General features: G+C 47.0%; 12 protein-coding genes and 2 tRNA genes. All 14 read right to left on the bottom strand.

Annotated elements, in window-relative coordinates:
* Nucleotides 1–95: 95 nt before the first annotated feature.
* On the bottom strand, nucleotides 96–2816 hold the full coding sequence (gene zapA, locus gpAD87_RS17585) for a cell division protein ZapA (RefSeq protein ID WP_064639467.1): 2721 nt from the start codon (nucleotides 2814–2816) through the stop codon (nucleotides 96–98).
* A 138-nt stretch (nucleotides 2817–2954) separates the two neighbouring features.
* On the bottom strand, nucleotides 2955–5408 hold the full coding sequence (gene pheT / locus gpAD87_RS17590; RefSeq protein ID WP_064639469.1) for a phenylalanine--tRNA ligase subunit beta: 2454 nt from the start codon (nucleotides 5406–5408) through the stop codon (nucleotides 2955–2957).
* Nucleotides 5409–5480: 72 nt separating this feature from the next.
* The gene (gene pheS / locus gpAD87_RS17595) at nucleotides 5481–6515 is read right to left on the bottom strand and encodes a phenylalanine--tRNA ligase subunit alpha (RefSeq protein WP_024628331.1); all 1035 of its coding nucleotides are present in this window, start codon (nucleotides 6513–6515) and stop codon (nucleotides 5481–5483) included.
* A 458-nt stretch (nucleotides 6516–6973) separates the two neighbouring features.
* Nucleotides 6974–8866 carry a ribosomal protection-like ABC-F family protein gene (gene abc-f / locus gpAD87_RS17600; protein ID WP_064639471.1) on the bottom strand — a complete coding sequence of 631 codons (1893 nt, stop codon included), beginning with the start codon at nucleotides 8864–8866 and terminating at the stop codon, nucleotides 6974–6976.
* 492 nt (nucleotides 8867–9358) lie between these two features.
* A tRNA-Gly gene (locus gpAD87_RS17605) sits at nucleotides 9359–9429 on the bottom strand.
* A gap of 11 nt (nucleotides 9430–9440) precedes the next feature.
* A tRNA-Pro gene (locus gpAD87_RS17610) sits at nucleotides 9441–9514 on the bottom strand.
* Nucleotides 9515–9656: 142 nt separating this feature from the next.
* A complete protein-coding gene (locus gpAD87_RS17615; protein ID WP_064639474.1) occupies nucleotides 9657–11783 on the bottom strand; it encodes a bifunctional diguanylate cyclase/phosphodiesterase in 2127 nt (708 codons plus the stop codon).
* A gap of 401 nt (nucleotides 11784–12184) precedes the next feature.
* Nucleotides 12185–13141 carry an aldolase catalytic domain-containing protein gene (locus gpAD87_RS17620; RefSeq protein WP_064639476.1) on the bottom strand — a complete coding sequence of 319 codons (957 nt, stop codon included), beginning with the start codon at nucleotides 13139–13141 and terminating at the stop codon, nucleotides 12185–12187.
* 83 nt (nucleotides 13142–13224) lie between these two features.
* Nucleotides 13225–14541: a DUF4129 domain-containing protein gene (locus gpAD87_RS17625; protein ID WP_064639478.1), complete on the bottom strand. Its 1317-nt coding sequence runs from the start codon at nucleotides 14539–14541 to the stop codon at nucleotides 13225–13227.
* Nucleotides 14538–15653, bottom strand: a complete 1116-nt coding sequence (locus tag gpAD87_RS17630) for a DUF58 domain-containing protein (RefSeq protein WP_064639480.1) — start codon at nucleotides 15651–15653, stop codon at nucleotides 14538–14540. Before gpAD87_RS17630 ends, gpAD87_RS17625 begins: the two co-directional genes overlap by 4 nt.
* Nucleotides 15654–15656: 3 nt before the next feature.
* Nucleotides 15657–16625: an AAA family ATPase gene (locus gpAD87_RS17635; RefSeq protein WP_064639482.1), complete on the bottom strand. Its 969-nt coding sequence runs from the start codon at nucleotides 16623–16625 to the stop codon at nucleotides 15657–15659.
* A 127-nt stretch (nucleotides 16626–16752) separates the two neighbouring features.
* Entirely contained in the window at nucleotides 16753–17856 is a 1104-nt protein-coding gene (locus tag gpAD87_RS17640; protein ID WP_063564200.1) for an ATP-binding protein, read from the bottom strand.
* A gap of 442 nt (nucleotides 17857–18298) precedes the next feature.
* On the bottom strand, nucleotides 18299–18715 hold the full coding sequence (locus gpAD87_RS17645) for a hypothetical protein (protein ID WP_024628323.1): 417 nt from the start codon (nucleotides 18713–18715) through the stop codon (nucleotides 18299–18301).
* A 357-nt stretch (nucleotides 18716–19072) separates the two neighbouring features.
* The gene (locus tag gpAD87_RS17650) at nucleotides 19073–19612 is read right to left on the bottom strand and encodes a peroxiredoxin (RefSeq protein WP_024628322.1); all 540 of its coding nucleotides are present in this window, start codon (nucleotides 19610–19612) and stop codon (nucleotides 19073–19075) included.
* Nucleotides 19613–19828 lie beyond the last annotated feature (216 nt).

Genomic DNA, 19828 nt, shown 5'->3' on the forward strand with positions numbered 1-19828 from the left:
CAAGGAGCCCCCGTAGCGACGGGAGCTCTTTCTTCATTATAACAAATTGTACAAGAGTGCGCTGTCCAGGATTCCAGTTATGACATAATCATCAGCTAGGTCTGATCCTGCTCAATCAATTCAATCCATTCGTTATATTCCGTCTGCAATTTCGTATATTCATCCCGCAATTGGCGGTAATCTGTATTCAGTTGCTCCGCCTTCTCCTGCTCCATCTCACGTTCAACCTGCAGCAAACGTAACTGATTGGCCGCAAGTTCATACCGCTCACCGATATCCAGCAGTTCATTTTCCATCGTCTGCTTTTCTTCGATTGCTTCCGCACGCTGCTGGGCAAGCTGCTGCCGCTCGTGTTCCAGCTCTTCTACCTTCTCCACACTGGCAGCACTTTCTTTCTGCCAGAGATTCAATTCATTCTCCAGTGTAGTCCATCGATCTTGCCAGGACTGTTCCTGAGCCGCCCATTCATCTGCACGACGTTGCCAAACCTGATTTTGTTGTTCCGCTTGTTGTTCTGCTTGTGCTACTCTTGAGCTTAGCTCAACTTCCCGATCAGTCAGCTCTTTCAGGCGAGAGGAGAGCTCTGCCCGTTTGGCAGACAATTCTTCATGCTTAATCTGCCACTCAAGTGCTTCTTCTTCTGTCTGAGTCAGTAAGCTACCTTGTTCATCGATACGCCCAGATAGCTGATTAGCATTCTGTCTTGATTCTTCAAGCGCACGCACGATTTCTTTCTTTTCTTCGCTCATCTCATTCAGCTTGCGAGTATAGTCTTCTTCACGCTGCAGTGCATCACCATAATCCTTACGGATTTGTTTATAATTTTCCTGCAGCTTGTTCAGTTCTTCACGAGCTTCATTCAATTCACCATCAAGCTCTTTATGTTGTAGCTCCAGACGACCAGCTTGCGCAAGATAACGTTCTGCTTCTTCGCTGGCGTGACGAGCTTCTTCTTTAACAACGGATAATTCATCATGAAGGGACTGTACACCAGACTCTAACGTTTCATTCTGTTCGGCAGCTTCAAGTACCTGAGTCTCCAATTCGCCGATCTCGATCAGACGTTGTTCAGCCTGCTCTTTCCAAGACTGCTCGCTCTGCGTCAGTGCACCAAGTTCATGTTGCAATGTGCGTACTGCCGCATGGGCCTGCTCAAGCACTTTTTGCAACCTGCGCTGCTCATCCTCGGACTTCACTTCGGCTTCACGGAGTTTTTTGATTTCCTGTTCAAGCTGACCGTGCTGATCCTGTACTTTTCGCAGTTGTGCTGTCAGAGAAGATTCACGTTCAACGGTCTCGTTGTACTGCTGTTTCCATTGCTGTTCCGCTTCCCGGAAATGTTCGGCCTCAGCTTCTGTGTTGCGGAGTTGTTCAGTCAGCAGAGCACTATCCGCTTTTAGTTGTTCCAGCTGCTGCTCCAATTCCGTAATTCGACGAAGCTGAACATCTTGCTCCTGTTTGTATACGGCTTGTTCACTGCGCAACATTTCAGTTTGATTACGCTCGTGTTGGAGCTGTTGCTCCTGATCCACAACAACCTCTTGAGCATTCTTGAGCTGCTTGCGTACCTCGGCTAATTGGCCTTCAACATCGATTAAGCGCGATTTGGCCTGTTTACGTTCTTCTTCCAACTGCTGCTTCAGCTTGCCTTGCTCTTCTTGCAGCAAAGCTTCAGCAGTTGCCGCAGCTTCGTTCGCCTGAGTCTGGGCTGCTTCATGGATTTGCTGAAGCTGTTCTTCATAAGCCGCTTCTTTTTCCATCCATTCCAATTCCGCCAGTTCGGATGACTCCTTGAACGTTGCATTCAGCTGTTCAATCTCAGCCAGTCGCTTCTGCTCTGCTTGTTGCTTCAGTGCGGTTTGTTCTTCTTTTGCCTTCTCAGTCAGTTCTCGAGCTTGATTGACGGCAGCTTGCTCTGCCTGCTGTATACGCTGCTCCATCTCGGACTGAAGTTCACGGTATTGAAGCTGGGCTTCTTCCTGAACCTTTTGCAATTGAGACTCGGCTTGTTCCAATTCAGACAAAATCGCCGCTTCTGCTTGCTCCTTCGCCGTTTGTACTTGATGTGCAGCCTGCACCTCAATTTTTTGACGTTCTGCCACGGCCCGAGCTTCGGTTTCTTTCAGTTGAGCTGCCGTCTTATCCTGCAACTCCTTGTATTGTGCAGCCGCTTTGGCTTGGGCTTGCTGCAACTCATTTGCTGAACGTGTCTGTGCTTCCTTCAGCTGCGCTGCCGCCTGAGTCTGTGCATTCTTGATTTGATTCGCTGCTTTTTCTTCCGCTTCTTTGAGACGCGCCTGTGCCCTCTCCTCAGCCGTTTTCAGTTGCTCCGCAGTTTGGGCCTGAAGCTTTTGCTCGCGACCTGCTGCCTGAGCGCGTTCCTGCTCCAGTAATGTATTCAGCTTGGCTACTTCTGCCTGCTGATCCTTCTGGAGCTTCGCGATGGCCTGTTCCGCCTCAGATTTAAGCTTCATTGCTTCAGCGAGTTCTTGGTCCCTGCGTTCCAGTTCCTGCTGATGTTCATTTTGTATGGCATTCAGCCGATTGAGTTCATTTCTCATTTCAGTACGTTCACCGGTCAGCATTTTCAGCTCATTCCGAATTTCCTGAGTCTGAAGAGACTGCTCAGCCATATGTACAGCTGCCAGAACTGCAATACGCGGGGTATCCAGTCGGGAATTATGTTTGGAGATGGCGCTCATTCGCTCATCCACCAGGTTAGCTACTTGTTTCATATAGTCGGCACTGCTGCCAACCAGTTTATAGGAAGTCCCGTAGATCTCTACGGTGACGCGTGTACGATCAGGTATAGTCACAGTTGTGCCCTCCTTAAAGTCTGTATGTTGATTCTAAGCTGTAAAACAAAAAAAGTCACATCGATCCTCTAATGCTAAGGATTCGATGTGACTTCAAGCAATTCCTGCTAATCTTTGTTCAAAAAATTGACTTATGTTCTATTTACGCAATTCGGCTCCAAATTGCTCCTCCAGACGAGCAACAACACGAGCATGAACCTCGGTAATTTCCTCATCTGTCAATGTGCGTTCACGGTTGCGATAAACGAGAGCCATCGCTACGCTCTTCTTGTCTTCACCCAACTTGCTGCCTGTAAACACGTCGAATACCTGTACGGTTTGCAACAGTTCGCCAGCAGATTCACGAATTGAGCGCAGCATATCCCCAGCTTCGATTTCTTTACTCACAACAACTGCGATATCCCGCTCAACTGCCGGGAATCGTGGAAGCTCACGATAACGGATATCCGCATCCGCTTCACTATAGATAGCTTCAAGCCCGATCTCTGCGAGATATACATCGTTCAAATCATATTGCTGTTGCAGTTCAGGATGCAATTGACCCATCGTACCAATCAGTTTGCCCTCTCCGCCATCTGTTGCTTCAAGGTATACCGATGCGGAACGACCAGGGTGGAAGCCTTCTGGACTGTTTGCTACCAGGCGAATGCGCTGCTCCAGGCCCACATAGGCGAACAGGTTCTCAAGTGCACCTTTCAGATCGAAGAAGTCCACTTTCTCTACTCCCACATTCCACTGCTGGGATGCACGATTTCCAGTGAGCAACAAGCTCAGGACCGGAATTTCATGCGGTTGCTTCGTCAGCTTTTCTTCTTCAGTGAAGAACACACTACCTACTTCGAATACAGCCAGTGAATCATGTTTGCGGTTCATGTTATACACCGTGGCATCCAGCATTTGCGGCAAGATGCTCTTACGAAGCACGCTGCGGTCCTCACTCATTGGCATAGCCAGCTTCACGGCTTTACTGCCTTCTGTTAGAGAAGGGAACAAGGATACTTTATCCGGGTGTACGAATGAATAGCTGATCATTTCCTGCCAGCCACTACCTGCAAACAAACCACGAATGGTACGGCGCATTGCTTGTGAACGCGTGTAAGCACCCGGTGTTGTTGGTCCTTCGATCAACGTGGTTGGAATATTGTCGTATCCGTACAGACGGGCAATCTCTTCAAACAGATCCACATCAAGTGTAATATCCCCTCTGCGGCTAGGCACTTCAACATCAAGCAGACCCTGCTGCGCATCACCACATGCAAAGTGCAAACGAGCGAAGATGGTTTTCACTTCAAGCAGGGACAACTCGGTTCCCAGATAGCGATTCAGTTTATCCAGCGACAGCTGCACAACATGTTTATCCGCTGCGGCTGTTCCAGCTTCCACAATCCCCTGATGAACTTCGCCTTCCGCATAACGCTGAATCAATTCAGCCGCACGGTTCAATGCCGTAATGACAGCAGCCGGATCGACTTCTTTCTCAAAACGCATGCTTGCTTCGGAACGCAGCCCCAGTTGGCGCGACGTTTTCCGAACGGTTCCGCCGTCGAACTTGGCGGATTCCAGCAACAGATTCACTGTGGTTTCCGTTACCTCGGAATTCTCGCCACCCATAACACCCGCAATGGCTACCGGTTTCACGCCATCGGTAATGAGCAGCATATGGGGCTCCAGCTTGCGCTCCTGGCTATCCAACGTCACGATCGTTTCGCCTTCTTTGGCCATCCGTACTTCAATGTGGCCCTTCTCCAGCTTATCTGCATCAAAAGCATGCAGCGGCTGTCCGTATTCCAGCATGACATAGTTCGTGATGTCAACGATATTATTGATCGGACGGATGCCAGCGGCCATCAAACGGTTTTGCATCCACTGTGGGGAAGCTCCCAGCTTGATTCCAGTTACATAGCGGGCTGCATAATGACTGCATTGTTCGCCAGCCGTAATCTCAACCGAGATATGATTCGCAGCCGAATCACCGATTTCCACCAACTTTTGAGTTGGATCAGGTAGTTTCACTTCACGACCGAGAATTGCACCTACTTCATAAGCTGCACCCAGCATGCTCAAACAGTCGGAGCGGTTCGGTGTCAGGTCCAGTTCAAGAACATGATCGTCGAGACCAAGCACTTGGCTGATTGGTGTGCCAATTTCCGTTTGTGCCGGCAATACGAGAATGCCTTCCTGTTGGTCCTTCGGCAGCAACTTATCGTTCATGCCCAGTTCTTTCGCAGAGCAGATCATGCCAAGGGAAACAACGCCGCGCAGCTTGGCTTTTTTGATATCGAGTCCACCAGGGAGCTTCGCTCCTACCAGGGCAACGACTACCTTTTGACCGGCATCCACATTTTTCGCACCACATACGATCTGCAGATCTTCTTCCTGTCCGGCATCAATCACACATACATTCAGCTTATCAGCGTCAGGGTGTTTCTCCTTACTCTTCACGTAACCAACAACCACTTTGTTCACGCCCTGGTTCCGGTTCTCCACTACATCAATCTCAATCCCCGCACGGGTGAATTTCTCTGCCAACTCCTGCGGTTCCACGCCTTCCAGCGCGATATAATCAGACAGCCAATCTGTCGATACTCTCATGGACGTTCACTTCCTAATCTATGAATTGGTGTTGCAAATGAAGGGCGTTCGCCCTGTATGCTACTTCGGTAATTACAGTCGTCCGAATTGTTTCAGGAACGCCATATCACTGTTGTAGAAATGACGAATATCATCAATGCCGTATTTCAGCATGGCGATACGCTCTACGCCCATTCCGAATGCAAACCCACTGTATTTCTCCGGATCATAACCGCCCATCTCGAGCACTTTCGGGTGAACCATACCGCCGCCCAAAATCTCAAGCCAACCGGTCTGTTTACATACCCGGCAGCCACTGCCACCACATTGCACACAAGTCACATCCACTTCAGCACTTGGCTCTGTGAACGGGAAGAAGCTTGGACGGAGACGAATTTCGGTGTGTGAACCGAACATTTCGCGTACGAATTGCAGCAAGGTACCTTTCAGGTCACTCATGCGAATGTTCTCGCTAATAACCAAACCTTCTACCTGATTGAACTGGAACGAATGCGTCGCATCGTCATCGTCACGACGGTATACTTTACCCGGACAGATGACTTTAACAGGAACTTCACCTTTCATGCTTTGCATCGTACGAACCTGAACCGGAGACGTATGCGTACGCATCAGCAGATCTTCTGTTACATAGAAAGAATCCTGCATATCACGCGCCGGGTGGTTCTTCGGCAGGTTCAGTGCTTCGAAGTTGTAATAATCCATTTCAACCTCAGGACCTTCCGCTACGCGGTATCCCATACCGATGAAAATATCTTCGATTTCCTGTACCACTTTGGTCAGTGGATGCAATCCACCTTGACGTCCGCGACGTCCTGGCAGGGTCACATCAATTTTCTCGGATTGCAGGCGTTTCGCCGTCTCTTCCTTCTGGAACTGCTCCTGCTTGCTGTCAATGACTTCTTCAATCGCGCCGCGAACATCATTGGCAACCTGACCAATCACCGGACGTTCCTCTGCACTAAGCGCACCCATACCGCGCAAAATCTCGGTCAATGCACCCTTTTTCCCCAAATACTTTACACGCAGATCACTCAGCGTCTGTGGATCGTTCACGCCAGACAGTTGCTCCAGCGCTTCGATCTTTAATGCCTCCAAACGTTCTTTCATGTGTAAATGCCCCCTTTATGTGGTTTAATGCAACAAAAAAAGGCCTTCTCTCCCCTGAAGGGACGAAAAGACCGTGGTACCACCCTTGTTAGACATTCAGTGCTGCCCGGCCCTTCCGGCCTGCAACATGTTTGCCTCACTCTATACGGAATAACGACCGTTAACCGTTATCCCCTACTGACTCCTGCGATGAATCGCAAGATATGGTTCAGGGAACCGCTCCGGAGTGAATTTCAGCAGCCTTGTTCTACAGAAACGCTCTCAATCTACGGCGCTTCCTCCCTGTCCAGAGGCACTGCTTACTTGTCTCCATCATCACGTTTGCATGTCAGATAAACCTTCAAATTTACTGATGATCGTCCATTATTATATGCAAAATCGCTCGAAATAGCAAGCCGTAAAGCCGCATGTTCAAACGTTAAGCCAAAAAGTAAAACGGCATAAGCTTCGTCAATCGATTACTTCTGTTTTCGCAGCTCGTGCAACTGTTTTAAACGACGCTGAATTTCGCGAACCTCGGCAACTTCAGCCGCCCGTTCAATTACATCATCAGGCTTAGTCAACACATCATTGCCCCCACTGTTCATGGGAGATAACAATTCGGATAAACGCATTTCAAGCCGCAGCCGTTCATCATCTGACTCCCGAACCTCAAGGGCGGACTCTCGCAGTTTGATAGATTGCTCCCAATCCTCCACTCCACCTTCATACAGTGTAGCCTTCCCACCGGGTTTTAAATCAAGCAAGCGGCTGGCGAGTACTTTGGTCAACATGCGGTCATGGGATACGAGCACCAGTGCTCCGGATGCCTGCTTCAATATATTCTCCATCACTTCCTGGGTGTCAATATCCAAATAGTTCGTCGGTTCATCCAGCACCAGCACGTTAGATCCCCCGAAATACAACCGCAGGAATGCAACTCTGCACTTCTCTCCCATACTCAAATCCCCAATACGCTTGAACACATCATCTCTTGAGAATAAAAAACATCCGAGAATGGTACGTGCAGCACTTTGTGTCATGGATGGAAGACTGAGCAAACTGTCCAGAAGTGTCTCACTTTCCGGTAACCCCTCAAGCTCTTGCGAAAAATAACCGATCTTCAGTTGTGGATGACGTGTCACTTTGCCCTGGGATGGTTCCAGATCTCCAATCATCAGTTTGAGCAGTGTCGTCTTGCCTGTGCCATTCGGACCACGTACGGCAAGACGATCTCCACGTTCGACTGCAATCCGGAGATTGTGAAGCAATGTCGGGCTCCCCGGATAAGCAAAGCTAACGTCTTCCAGTGCAAGGAGTTGGCGGGCAGCCAGCGTGTTCACCTGCAGCTCCATGTTCAATTTTGCAGCTTCGCGGGGTTTATCCACGCGTTCCTTCTCCAGGCGCTCCAGTTGCTTTTGCTTGGCATGGTAGCGGGAAATGTTCTTGTTGGCTTTCGCTTTGTAAAAGCTCTGAGTTATTTTCACTTCCACATCGCTTGCTGAATTATGAGCCTGATGAAACCACTGCTGATAATTGCGGATCGTCTCTTCTAGCGCTTTCCGTTCCAGCTCCTGCTTGCGATAGATTGCTTCCTGCTCACGTAATTCCCGTTCCTTATGGCCTTTATAATCAGTGTAGCCGCCCTTATATTTGGTTAGTGCATCCGGGCTAAACTCGATGACACCCGTTGCGACCTGATCAATAAAGGTCCGGTCATGAGAAACAAACAACAATGTTCCAGCATAGGCCGAAAGCCATTCTTCAAGCCAGCGCATGCTCTCTTCATCCAGATGATTCGTCGGTTCATCCAAAATCAGAAATTTGGGTTTACTGACCAATAGTCCTGCGAGACGGGCCTTCGTTTTTTGCCCACCACTCAAAGAATGATACGGCCGATTCCAATGTTCCGACGATAACCCCAGACGAGTCAGTACCTTCTCTACCTCAGTCTCCCACATATACCCGTTCAATTGCTCATATTGCTCCATCGCTATCGTATAAGCTTCGAGCAGCCGCTGCTCATCTGCCGCTCCACTGTTGCTCATCCGTTGTTCCAGTATTTCCAGGTCACGCTTTACTTCGTAAATCCGTCCACTTTCCTGCCGGACAGCATCAAGCACATTCATCTCAGGCTTGATCAATGAGCGCTGGCGCATGAAACCCCACTCCTGCTGCGGAATGTGACGTTCGATGCGTCCACCACCCTCTTCTTCTCCAAGTATGATGCTTAATAAGGTGGTCTTGCCACAGCCGTTGCGACCTAGAATGGCGAGCCGCTCACCTTCATTTATTTCGAGATTCAATCCTGCAAACAACTCATTCCCGTTCCACTCTTTCGATACTTCATGTAGGCGTACCAATGTCATCATGAGGCCTCATCCTTCCTGCAATTCAAAATAAAAAAACCGCTGGCATCAGCCGGCGGTAGGCAATTCAGGATTGGATAAAGCGTCAAAAAACAAGCATAAGATACCCCACGGTATGAACAAAGAACCCTTTAAAAGGGTACACACAAGCAAAGCCAGAACAGTCTGCCTGTTTCCATACCTGATCCCATAGCTGAATTTGGACACACGAATCCCCTCATTGCTCAGCCGCTTTTTGGCTGACTGCGTCATAAACTCTCTGCAGTTACTGGGGTTCAATTCATGTGTTTTACTTCATGGGACGTATGGTTACCTCTCATTCATGTGTAGTATCGATTTCTCCGTTATTGTACCAGATGATGGGGAAAAAGCAAAGGTTTTGAATTTGGAGTCAGTGATATTCTCCATTCAAACATGACTTAAAATACACTAACTAACTTCTAGAAAAAGAAAAAACCCTTGTTTTCACAAGGATTTCAGGTGTTGCATTAGTTAAGCGGGTGATGGGAATCGAACCCACGCTATTAGCTTGGAAGGCTAAAGTTCTACCATTGAACTACACCCGCGCGAATGACGATCGGGACGACACGATTTGAACATGCGACCCCCTGGTCCCAAACCAGGTGCTCTACCAAGCTGAGCTACGTCCCGTCAAGTTCCGAGGAACATTAACATGAATTTTACAAAATTAATATACCATGATCATCCAATGCTTGCAACTTATTTTTACCATTTCGCCTCTAACCTTTCGAAACAAAACAAGACAGAAGCGTGTCCACGCCCCTGTCTATCCTTACCCCGTGGGTTTATCCACATCTCTCAAAAACTTTTTTTCAAAATCGGCTGCCACAATGGGTTTGCTGAAAAAGTACCCTTGGGCCTCATGACAATGCTGATCACGAAGAAATGAAAGCTGGTCCTCATTTTCAACCCCCTCAGCCGTCACTTTCAACTGCAGGTGATGAGCCATCGAGGTAATGGTCGACACAATTGCCGCGTTATTGCTGTCCTCCATCACTTCATTGACAAAGGAACGGTCAATCTTAAGGCGGTCAATCGGCAGATCTTTCAAATAATGCAGCGAACTGTACCCTGTACCAAAATCATCAATACTGATGTGCACACCAATTTCCTTAATTTTGCGCAACTGCTCAAACGCACGATCCTTGTCAAACGTCATGCTCTCCGTAATCTCGAGCTCAAGCCACACAGGTTCCAAACCTGTCTCCTTGAGAATGCCGCTGATGTTGTCCAGCAGATGGGAATGTCTGAATTGTCTCATGGACAGGTTAACCGATACACACAGCTTGCGGTAACCTGCTTCTTGCCACCGCTTGTTCTGTGCACAGGCCTCACGCAATACCCATTCTCCAAGCGGCACAATCAGCCCACTCTCCTCCGCAAGAGGAATAAATTCCCCAGGGGATACTGAACCTCTCAGCGGATGCTGCCAACGCACCAAAGCCTCCATACCCACAATTAAACCACTAGCCAGATTAACCTGCGGCTGATACACAAGATAGAACTGCCCACGATCCAACGCTTTGCGCAAATCATTCTCAAGCTGCAAACGTTCTTGGGCTTTCATCTGCATCGCATGGGCATATCGGTTTAGCTCTATTCCCTGCTCTTTGGCATTATGCAGCGCCGTATCCGCATTCTGGATGATCTCTTCCGGTGAGTCTCCGTCATGCGGAAATATCGCCATACCAATACCCAACGTGAGATGGTACTCGTTCCCATCCACCGTTACAGGTTTTTCGAACAGTTGCAAGATCGATCTTGTCCGTCGCAACGCCGTATCTGTTGTGCAGAAGTCTGTCATTGTCAGTACGAATTCATCTCTTCCCAGTCCGAACACTTCCTCTCCCGGGAGCGAAGAATGATTCAAACGCTGTCCAACCTGACGAAGTACACGGTTTGCCGCTTGTTGGCCCAACGAATCATTAATCGTTTTGAACCGATTAATATTCAATACCAAGACTCCAACAAGCTGCTCCTCTACCATAGCTGCATTTATCATCACTTTCAGTCGCTGAGAAAGACGACGGCGATTCGGCAGCCCTGTCACATCATCATGGTGAGCAATAAAGTTCATTTTAGCTTCAGCCACCTGTTGTTTGAGGAAAGGCGTATCCACCACAGACGAATACAGTCCCTTCTGGATGAAGAAATAACCCAAACAATCGCTTAACAGACCTAGCAACAGATTGAGATCATTAATCTTCGTAGCAGAGACAAAGTAACATTCTCCAAAGAAGAAACAGAGGATTGCACAAAGGATGGTAGGCAGATCACCATCTTTGCCTTTTTTCCATTGAACAAATAACACAACAGCAGTCACGCCATACAGGATTCCGATCAGAAAATGAATTCGGGTAAACATGCCGCCAAGTACATTGCCCTCCAGCAAGTTCGGCAGTACAGCCCATTCCTGAATAGCCACTGTATACAAAACAACAAAAATGCCGAGTGTTCCGCTGAAGAGTAAAAATTTGCGTGGTAACGCAATTTCCCTCTCGCTGACTGCATATATGAACAGCAAACCTGCCGCACAAACAAGAGATCCCAGCGACATCATCTTCAGCGAGAATTCTGACTCCACCATCGCGCCATTTGGCATTTCTTCGGCAAAAGAAACGATGTGAACCAGTTCAAATAAACCAATTAATAAAAACAGTGTAGTCATAAGGACCCTTCGGAGGGTCAGTCTTTGAGTCTGAAATAACCAGCTTTGATTATAAATGCCGATACAGGCCGCTGCTGCAGCGAAGCCACCCAAGAGTGTCAAAACCGGGTAACCCGATATGATCAGATCAGAGCTTGCAGAGGAACGAAACCATTGACTTGCGAGGAAACACAATAAGCCGCCTATCGCGACCCAACCTATTTTTCTCTGATCTTGCTGATTAGCCTTCATGCCGTGTTTTCCTTCCCGGGATCACCTATCCTGAAATAACTTTAACGATATAAATCTACATTGTTACAATATTCGACATTTTTATATCTACCAACGTTCAATTCACATGCGAATACATGCTATCTGGTACATAATAACATTTATTTCCGCAGACGTGAACAAAAAAATAAGCACTCCTAGGAATAATTATTCATAGATATGTAGAAAAACAAGGCAATAAGAACTAAAAAAACATGAACTCCTCATTGGAGTCCATGTTTTTTTGATTTGCAACTGTATTTTAGACTAATTTCCGCCACATGTGCATCATTCGACTTAAAACGCTAATGCGCTAAAGTTATAGACGTATTAGATCCATCTCTTGTTGACTTGAAGTCAATTTCAAGATTTATGCAACAAGCTTATTTGTCAAAATTCACTTCTGGTGTTGTCAATTTATCATAGAAATCAACAACCTTATCTTTGTCTTCCGACGAACGCAGTGCCATCGCCGAGCGAGGATGCTCGTCCAATGTACCTGTAATCATATAAGGCAAAATGTAACCCCACTCTTCTTTTTCACGGAGAGGGACCATCAATTGCTCCAATACACCAAGTACTGGACGCAGGTTGTATTTTGTGCCTTTCAAATGAGCAACGAGCAGTTCTGTAGGGCAGTTCCCTGCAGCACGTCCCATACCGTATACGGAAGCATCCAGCAGTTCAACACCAAGCTCAGCTGCTACCAACGAGTTCGAGAACGCCAGTTGCATGTTATTGTGTGTGTGAACGCCAAGACGTTTGTTCGGTAGATGAGCCTTGAACTTCTCCACCAGATATTTCACATCGTTATGATCCAGGCTTCCATAGGAGTCTACTATGTATACAACATCCACAGCACTTTCCTTGATCAGTTCAAATGCTTCCAACAGTTCATTTTCCATAACATTAGACAATGCCATAATGTTCAGCGTTGTTTCATATCCACGATCGTGGAATGTTTGAACCAGAGCAAGTGCCTTGTCTACATCTTTGCTGTAGCAAGCTACACGGATCAGATCCAGCATGCTTTCGCTGCGCGGCAGAATGTCATTCTCGTCCACACGTCCAACGTCAACGAGTGCAGACAATTTGGTATTGCCTTTTTGCGGAATTACTTTGCGCAGGAAATCATCATTCAGAAAACGCCATGGTCCAGCTTCTTCTGCACCTTTCAAGAGCTTAGGTGAGTTTTTGTATCCAATTTCCATATAATCAACGCCGGCTTCATTCAATCCAGCATAGAGCTGTTGAACAAAGTCCACGCTAAAGTCCCAGTTATTTACCAATCCGCCATCACGGATTGTACAATCTACTATTTTGCAATGATTTGTCTTCATTAATGTCTGCTCCTTTTCTGACCAACTTGTGTATTCCTCTCATGATACTTGAACGTAACAAGAAAAGTAAAGGGATTCCCGACTTATTTACTTCGATAAGATTTCCATATCCGATCAATCTCACTCATCTCGGAATCATCTGGAGATTTCTTCCCATAGCGTACAGCGTTATAGGTATCTGGTAGCATTGCAGAGAGCTTTTGATCATCTTCTCTGGCCCCATGCTGAACAATCGTCTCCGCAGCCTCCAGTGGCGTATGTGCACCCTGTATATGCACGCCCCGGTGTGCAGCTCTGTCAATCCACTTTCGATAATAATATCGAACACGCTCAGCTTCCTGTGAGGGCAATGATTCCTTCTTGCGGAACCAGGATTTGCGCGTTTTTGCAGGCGCTTCTAATGTTTCGCTAATGTCCACATACTCTGTCCGGGGCTCTACCTTCTTCTGACCGGGCTGCAGCAGCCCTTTGAAACGCTCCATAAGTTTGTTTATCGCCTTCTGCCCCAATCGCAGGATAAGCCACAGGATCACAACTGCGACAGCCCCCATGACCACCCAGCCGAGGATATCCCAGAAAACAGAGGGTTCCCCTGTCGGTTCCATCCCTTCAGGTATCATTGGCGGTTCATTTGGAGCTGTAGGCGTAATAGGAGGTTCCTGATTGGAACTCGAACCTATTAAACCTCTGATCCAAGCAAGCAGACGGTCACGCAGTGGTCCTAGCCAGGCAACAAGACTGGGAAAAGCACCAATTCCTGCGATCACAATCAGCATCCATAACAGACGCTGATGATTCGCCCGGGCAAACTCACGTAACACGATCCTTTTTGAGCCATCATTTAATATCGCACGATCCAGCTGCACACTGTATTGGCCTACTAGCCAGCCAACAAAACTGATTACTCCCGCTGCATATATGGTTCCGGTATAAGCCCGAAGAGGTTGCATGAATTCAATTCCATTGGCCGCCCCACTAAGCACAATTGCACTGACTACACCCCAAATCTGCAAGCGCCAAATCAAAATCGAACGGAAGACAGGTTGAAAATTCAACCCAATATAGGCTGAAATAACACCCCATACCACTGCCGTCAGCAAATCAGGTAAAGGAAAAGCCCACACTAGTGCGATAACCAATGAGACCAACAGCCCCATAAGCAACGCTGCACCCCATCGAATAAACATGTTCTTTTCACTGATAGTTGGTAACCTGTGCTGTACCCACTGACCTAACCAGCCAGCAATAACAAAGATAACCATTAATGTGTATGGCAAATGTCCCGTTGCATAAAGGGAAGTCAACGTTAAAAGCGGATAGAAATATACCCCAATCAACAGAACGGCCGACATGGATAAAAGTACTTTTTCCTTGGTATTGTTGCTGTTGGACTCATTCATGCACTCACCGCCTTGGAATCGCTTTTCCCGTCCTCTACCGGGAGTATGGTCACACGGTGGCCTTGCTCATGCAAACGCGCAATTTCATGTTCCATAGCTGGAGATACATAGGACGTAATTAAGAGATAACTGCGAACCTGCTGAGCCTCTTCATTCCGTTCGACTTCATCACTCAGGAACTGCTCCATGGGAACCGTGCATTTCAGCTCCGTCTCTGCCATAGCTTCCAGTAACATTTCCAGATGAGGACTGCCGTAATCTGGCTCAATACGTAATGGATCACGCCCTCCACTTACACGGTAGCCATTATGAGCAAATCCTGCGGGTAACCCTCTTCCAATCGCATCTACTGCGGCTGTTGCCGCATAACGGAGTGCCCGTTCGATCATCTCCGGGCGGGTAACGACACTCCACATGTCCGCCGACTCCTGAATGTTGACCACAATCCAGGATTGAGGGTCCGCAGTCCATCCCTGCTTATAAACCTGCAATTCTCCTGTGCGTGCACTCGCTTTCCAATGAATACGGTTCATCGGATCACCCGCACCATACGGTCGTACCCCGAGAATCAGAAAGGGATCTTCAACAATCCATCGGGATACCTCAACCTCACCCTGCCATACCTGATAGATCGCAGGCAGATCCTCCGCATGAACAAGTGAAGGATATACGACCATCGACAGATGAACGGGGATAGGCTTCGAGGTACGCCAAAGGCCGAACAAGTCCCCTCCGGTCATGGTTACGGTGTTTAACATGTAGATCCCACGTCTGCTGCATACAAAAGGATGCTTGCGCGTAATACGGGTAAACGGTTTCAAAGTAAAGATACTTTTATGATTCTGATAAATATCTCCCTGACTGATATCCATGCCTGAGCCGGAACGGAATACAAATGAAACTGGCATCATAGCTTCAAGTCTGAGCCATGGAACCGATATTCGTTTTTCATTCGCAATCGTCTCAACCATCTCCAGCTCATCCCCGGCGTAACAACGCATTTTGCTGAATTGTCTGGTGTACTTCAGCTTACTTAAAGCCGGACGACCGAACCATATGCCGTGTACTCCAATAACAATGCCTCCGACAATGACTAGCCATAGTAATGCCATATGTTATCGCCCGCTGCCTGTAGCAAGATTCTCCGTCGGCACTTCAGTCTGGCTCAGAAGTTCCTGAATAATACGCTCCGCCAAGCCCTCTTGTTGTCTCACCCGGTTGCGGAATACAAGCCGATGGGCTAACACGGGCTCCGCCAATAATTTAATATCATCAGGGAGAACGAAGTCTCTGCCATGTAAAGCAGCCCAGGCCTGACTTGCCTTGAGCAACGCCTGAGCTCCTCGTGGGCTTACGCCCAGTGAAAGCTCGGGATGCTGCCTAGTCGCTTCTGTCAGACGGATAATATATCGTAATAGATCTTCGTCGATTTGGACCGAAGTATAAGTGCTCTGTGCCTCAAGCAGCTGCTCGCGACTAATGATAGCGGACAGATCGGCAACAGAAAGGCTCGCTACCGTACGTCTCAGAATTTCTACACTTTCTTCACTGCTTGGATAGCCCATTCGGATCTTCATCATGAAACGATCCATCTGTGCCTCGGGTAATGGAAAAGTTCCCTGGTTATCTACCGGGTTTTGTGTGGCAATGACGATAAATGGTCGTTCCAGCTGTCTGGTTGAACCATCAATACTGATCTGCCGTTCCTCCATACACTCCAGCAAACTGGATTGGGTACGCGGTGTAGCCCGGTTAATCTCATCTGCCAGCACCAAGTTGGCAAACAGGGGGCCAGGTCTGAATTCAAAGTCCCCTTCTTTTTGGTTAAAAAAATGAATACCTGTCAAATCGGATGGCAAAAGATCCGGTGTGAACTGAATACGCTGGAAGGTACAATCCAGTGAAGAGGCTACTGATTTGGCTAACATGGTTTTCCCCGTACCAGGTACGTCCTCCAGCAGGACATGCCCTGAGGCAATAATGGCTGTCATCACAAGCTCAATCGTATGGTCTTTGCCCACAATGATCTTCCCTACATGGTCCATTAGCTGTTTGTTCATTTGTTCCATTCCCTGGATATTCATAATTGGTTCTTCCTCCCGTAAATTGAGCTATGTATTCGCATTCATTCTAACTATAACCCTAATCGTCGCAACAAAAAACAACAGGAATCGGCGGGTTAGCCAATTCCTGTTCGCATAACTCTTGTCTTTACACCAAAGGAAGCATAATGATGAACCGAGTGCCTTCACCTTTTTTGCTATCCACAGAAATATTGCCTCCGTGATTTTTGATAATGCGGTAACTCACGGAAAGTCCCAGCCCTGTTCCGCTCTCCTTGGTAGTGAAAAACGGGTCAAACAGGCGCACAAGGGTGTTGTGGTCCATTCCCTGTCCATTATCAGCAATGGAGATCTGCACATACTTGTTCTCGGTTCCCGTAGAGATCTGAATCAAGCCAGTATGCTCTTCGCCCACATCCTCGATGGCATCCATTGCGTTTTTAACCATATTCAAAATTACCTGCTTAATCTGTTTGACATCAATGGACACATTTAACGGCACTTCTGCTTCATCCAGGGTGATCTCGCACCCCTTCATCAATCCTTCGCTTTCTGTCAGCAAGACCACCTCTTTGAGCAAAGAGTTAACAGAAATAATGGTCTTCTGAGGAGCTGACGGTTTCGAGGAATTCAGAAATTCGTAGATAATGTCGTTCGCCCTGTCAATCTCCGTTAGAATGATTCGAGCGTACTCGTCTTTCCCCAATTGCAACAAATGAGGACGAAGCAACTGGATAAATCCGCGTATAGCCGTCAAAGGATTGCGAATCTCATGGGCAATCGATGCCGAAATCCGCCCCAACATTGCAAGTTTGTCATTCTGATAAGCGGTCTGCTCAATCTGTTTATAATCGGAAACATCCTTCACACTGAAGAGGAAGTCCCCATCCATCTGATCCCCGTACGTTACTGTAACCAGCCAATGCCTGCCATACTCATCAATCAATTCATGATAGCGCTTACGATGAAAGATAGTTTCCCGATAGATTCGTAAAATTTTCTTTTTCTTGAATCGGCTCATCTGTGGATGATGCAGCATTTGCATCAGGGTGCATCCGCTCAATAGACTCCTAGGAAGCTCCAACAATTTTGCCATTTGAACGTTAATAAACGTCAATACACCGTTACTGTCAAACAACATTATACCGCTATCCAGATGCTCCAGGACATTCTCATACTTGTTGTTATCCAGATGTACAGGCGGGAATCCATTCGTTGGTCGAGGCACTGTATCCTGAAATTCACTAATCATGTCAGGTTCCTCCTTTTCACGTAAATGATAAACTTGCCATTCGGACATCATATCATCACAGAAACAGGAAGGGCCGATTTTATTTTTCATTACCGGTGCCCTTTCATTAGGGGGCTGAGCCGAAAATATGGATGGCATGTCCGGAACCCAAGCTGGTCTATTCCGGGTAACCAAGAGTCGATCCGGAAAACATTATACGTCTGTTCCATTCTAACCTTCTCCTATTCCCAAACACGAACATTTTTTGCTCCGCCTCTTTGCAAGTCTGTTTTTATCATAGACAAGTTTATAGAAGGGAGTCAATCGGAGAAAGTGTCGAATGGAAATTATTTTAAGAAAAACCGTGAATTAGTTTCTATATACAACAAAAACGAAGCTTTTTCGCTCGATTAGCGAATAAGCTCCGTTTGTACAGTTTAAATTTTAAATAATTAAATTCAATCTATAGTCCACTCTTGTTATGCTGAATTTTGAGTCTGCGCTGACTCATGACGGCTAAGCGACGCTTGAGTTCACTTTCCCACTTCTCATCCTTCATTTCCTTGGCAAGACGAAGTAGATCCAGAGACATGTCGATCTGACGCTGCACAATGACCATAGCATCCTCGCTTTCACGATTCACGCAATTTTCAAAAATCGCATCTTCGTCTTCCGTCACGTAATCTTGAAAATCAATCTCCGACGCACCATCTCCATGCGCATATTCAGCCAAAATTTCATATTCATTTTCCACTTTATAATGCACTTCTACCCGGTGACACACCGGACAAAACAGCAGGGGAACATTATGAACCTGGGTGCGGTAATGCTTCAGCGTGCCCTTTGTTCCCACCATACTTGCCCCACAACAGTAACTCATTTTTGTTCACCCTCCTTATAACGTGCCGAGACTTTTTAATGGATAGCAGTCCCGTACACTTCAAGCACTTCCGAAAAAGGAATAGTTCCATCAGTGTATCACATTCATGTACAAATTATAAATGCAGAGCACCGGAATATTTACCGGGTTTCCATACCCTATTCGCCTTAAGGCCCTTCGATTCCTCTTTCCAGAGATAAAATGAAGGCTTTCTTCTATTACATCATTACCACGTTTACGTCCCTGTTTAAACACTTTTCTTCCTTTAGGCCTTATATTCTCGCAAAAGGGTGCAAAAAGCCCTCAATCCCATGAGGGATGAGGGCTTGAACAATAAACGTTCAAGTTCAATCAGGCTTACAGGTTGTTGTCGCCTGGTTTCCAGTTCATTGCACACAATCCACCGGATTGCAGAGCTTGCAGTACACGAAGTGTTTCTTCAACACTACGGCCTACATCATTGTGGTTAACGACTTGGTATTTCAATTCGCCTTCTGGATCGATGATAAACAAGCCGCGCAGTGCAACGCCTTCTTCTTCGATCAGAATGCCATAATCTTTAGCAACTTGTTTCGTGATGTCGGAAGCTAGTGGGAAGTTCAATTGACCAAGACCATTGCTGTCTTTAGGTGTGTTGATCCAAGCTTTGTGGCTGTGTACGGAGTCAACGCTCACGCCAAGAACTTCAGTATCCAAAGCTTTGAATTGCTCAGCAGCATCACTCAAAGCTGTAATTTCAGTTGGGCACACAAAAGTGAAATCCAAAGGATAAAAGAAAAATACGAGCCATTTGCCACGATAATCGGACAGTTTTACGGAACCAAAGTCTTGTCCATCTCCCGATACTGTTTCCATTGCAAAATCCGGTGCGGGTCTACCAACCAAACGTTCTGCCATAACTAACAATTCCTCCTTTGGGATTATGTAAGCACTCAAGTTGAATGCTCATCATCAAGAAAAACGAGAACGCTTTTCCTGTAATTAAAATGGGTTTGTTACTTGATAACAAGTACAAGTAAAATGTTATCATCCGGACTTCTCAAAGTCAAGATTATAATCGTTGTTTTATTATAATAATTATAAATAAGGATTTTTCGTGGCAAAATTCATAAA

This window comes from Paenibacillus sp. AD87 (genome assembly GCF_001659845.1).
Taxonomy (GTDB): Bacteria; Bacillota; Bacilli; order Paenibacillales; family Paenibacillaceae; genus Paenibacillus; species Paenibacillus marchantiae.

Bases quoted from the DNA above. Each gene is read 5' to 3' on its own strand.
- pheT (WP_064639469.1), bottom strand. From the start codon at position 5,408: ATGAGAGTATCGACAGATTGGCTGTCTGATTATATCGCGCTGGAAGGC.
- pheS (WP_024628331.1), bottom strand. From the start codon at position 6,515: ATGAAAGAACGTTTGGAGGCATTAAAGATCGAAGCGCTGGAGCAACTG.
- abc-f (WP_064639471.1), bottom strand. From the start codon at position 8,866: ATGATGACATTGGTACGCCTACATGAAGTATCGAAAGAGTGGAACGGG.
- gpAD87_RS17615 (WP_064639474.1), bottom strand. From the start codon at position 11,783: ATGAAGGCTAATCAGCAAGATCAGAGAAAAATAGGTTGGGTCGCGATA.
- gpAD87_RS17620 (WP_064639476.1), bottom strand. From the start codon at position 13,141: ATGAAGACAAATCATTGCAAAATAGTAGATTGTACAATCCGTGATGGC.
- gpAD87_RS17625 (WP_064639478.1), bottom strand. From the start codon at position 14,541: ATGAATGAGTCCAACAGCAACAATACCAAGGAAAAAGTACTTTTATCC.
- gpAD87_RS17630 (WP_064639480.1), bottom strand. From the start codon at position 15,653: ATGGCATTACTATGGCTAGTCATTGTCGGAGGCATTGTTATTGGAGTA.
- gpAD87_RS17635 (WP_064639482.1), bottom strand. From the start codon at position 16,625: ATGAATATCCAGGGAATGGAACAAATGAACAAACAGCTAATGGACCAT.
- gpAD87_RS17640 (WP_063564200.1), bottom strand. From the start codon at position 17,856: ATGATTAGTGAATTTCAGGATACAGTGCCTCGACCAACGAATGGATTC.
- gpAD87_RS17645 (WP_024628323.1), bottom strand. From the start codon at position 18,715: ATGAGTTACTGTTGTGGGGCAAGTATGGTGGGAACAAAGGGCACGCTG.
- gpAD87_RS17650 (WP_024628322.1), bottom strand. From the start codon at position 19,612: ATGGCAGAACGTTTGGTTGGTAGACCCGCACCGGATTTTGCAATGGAA.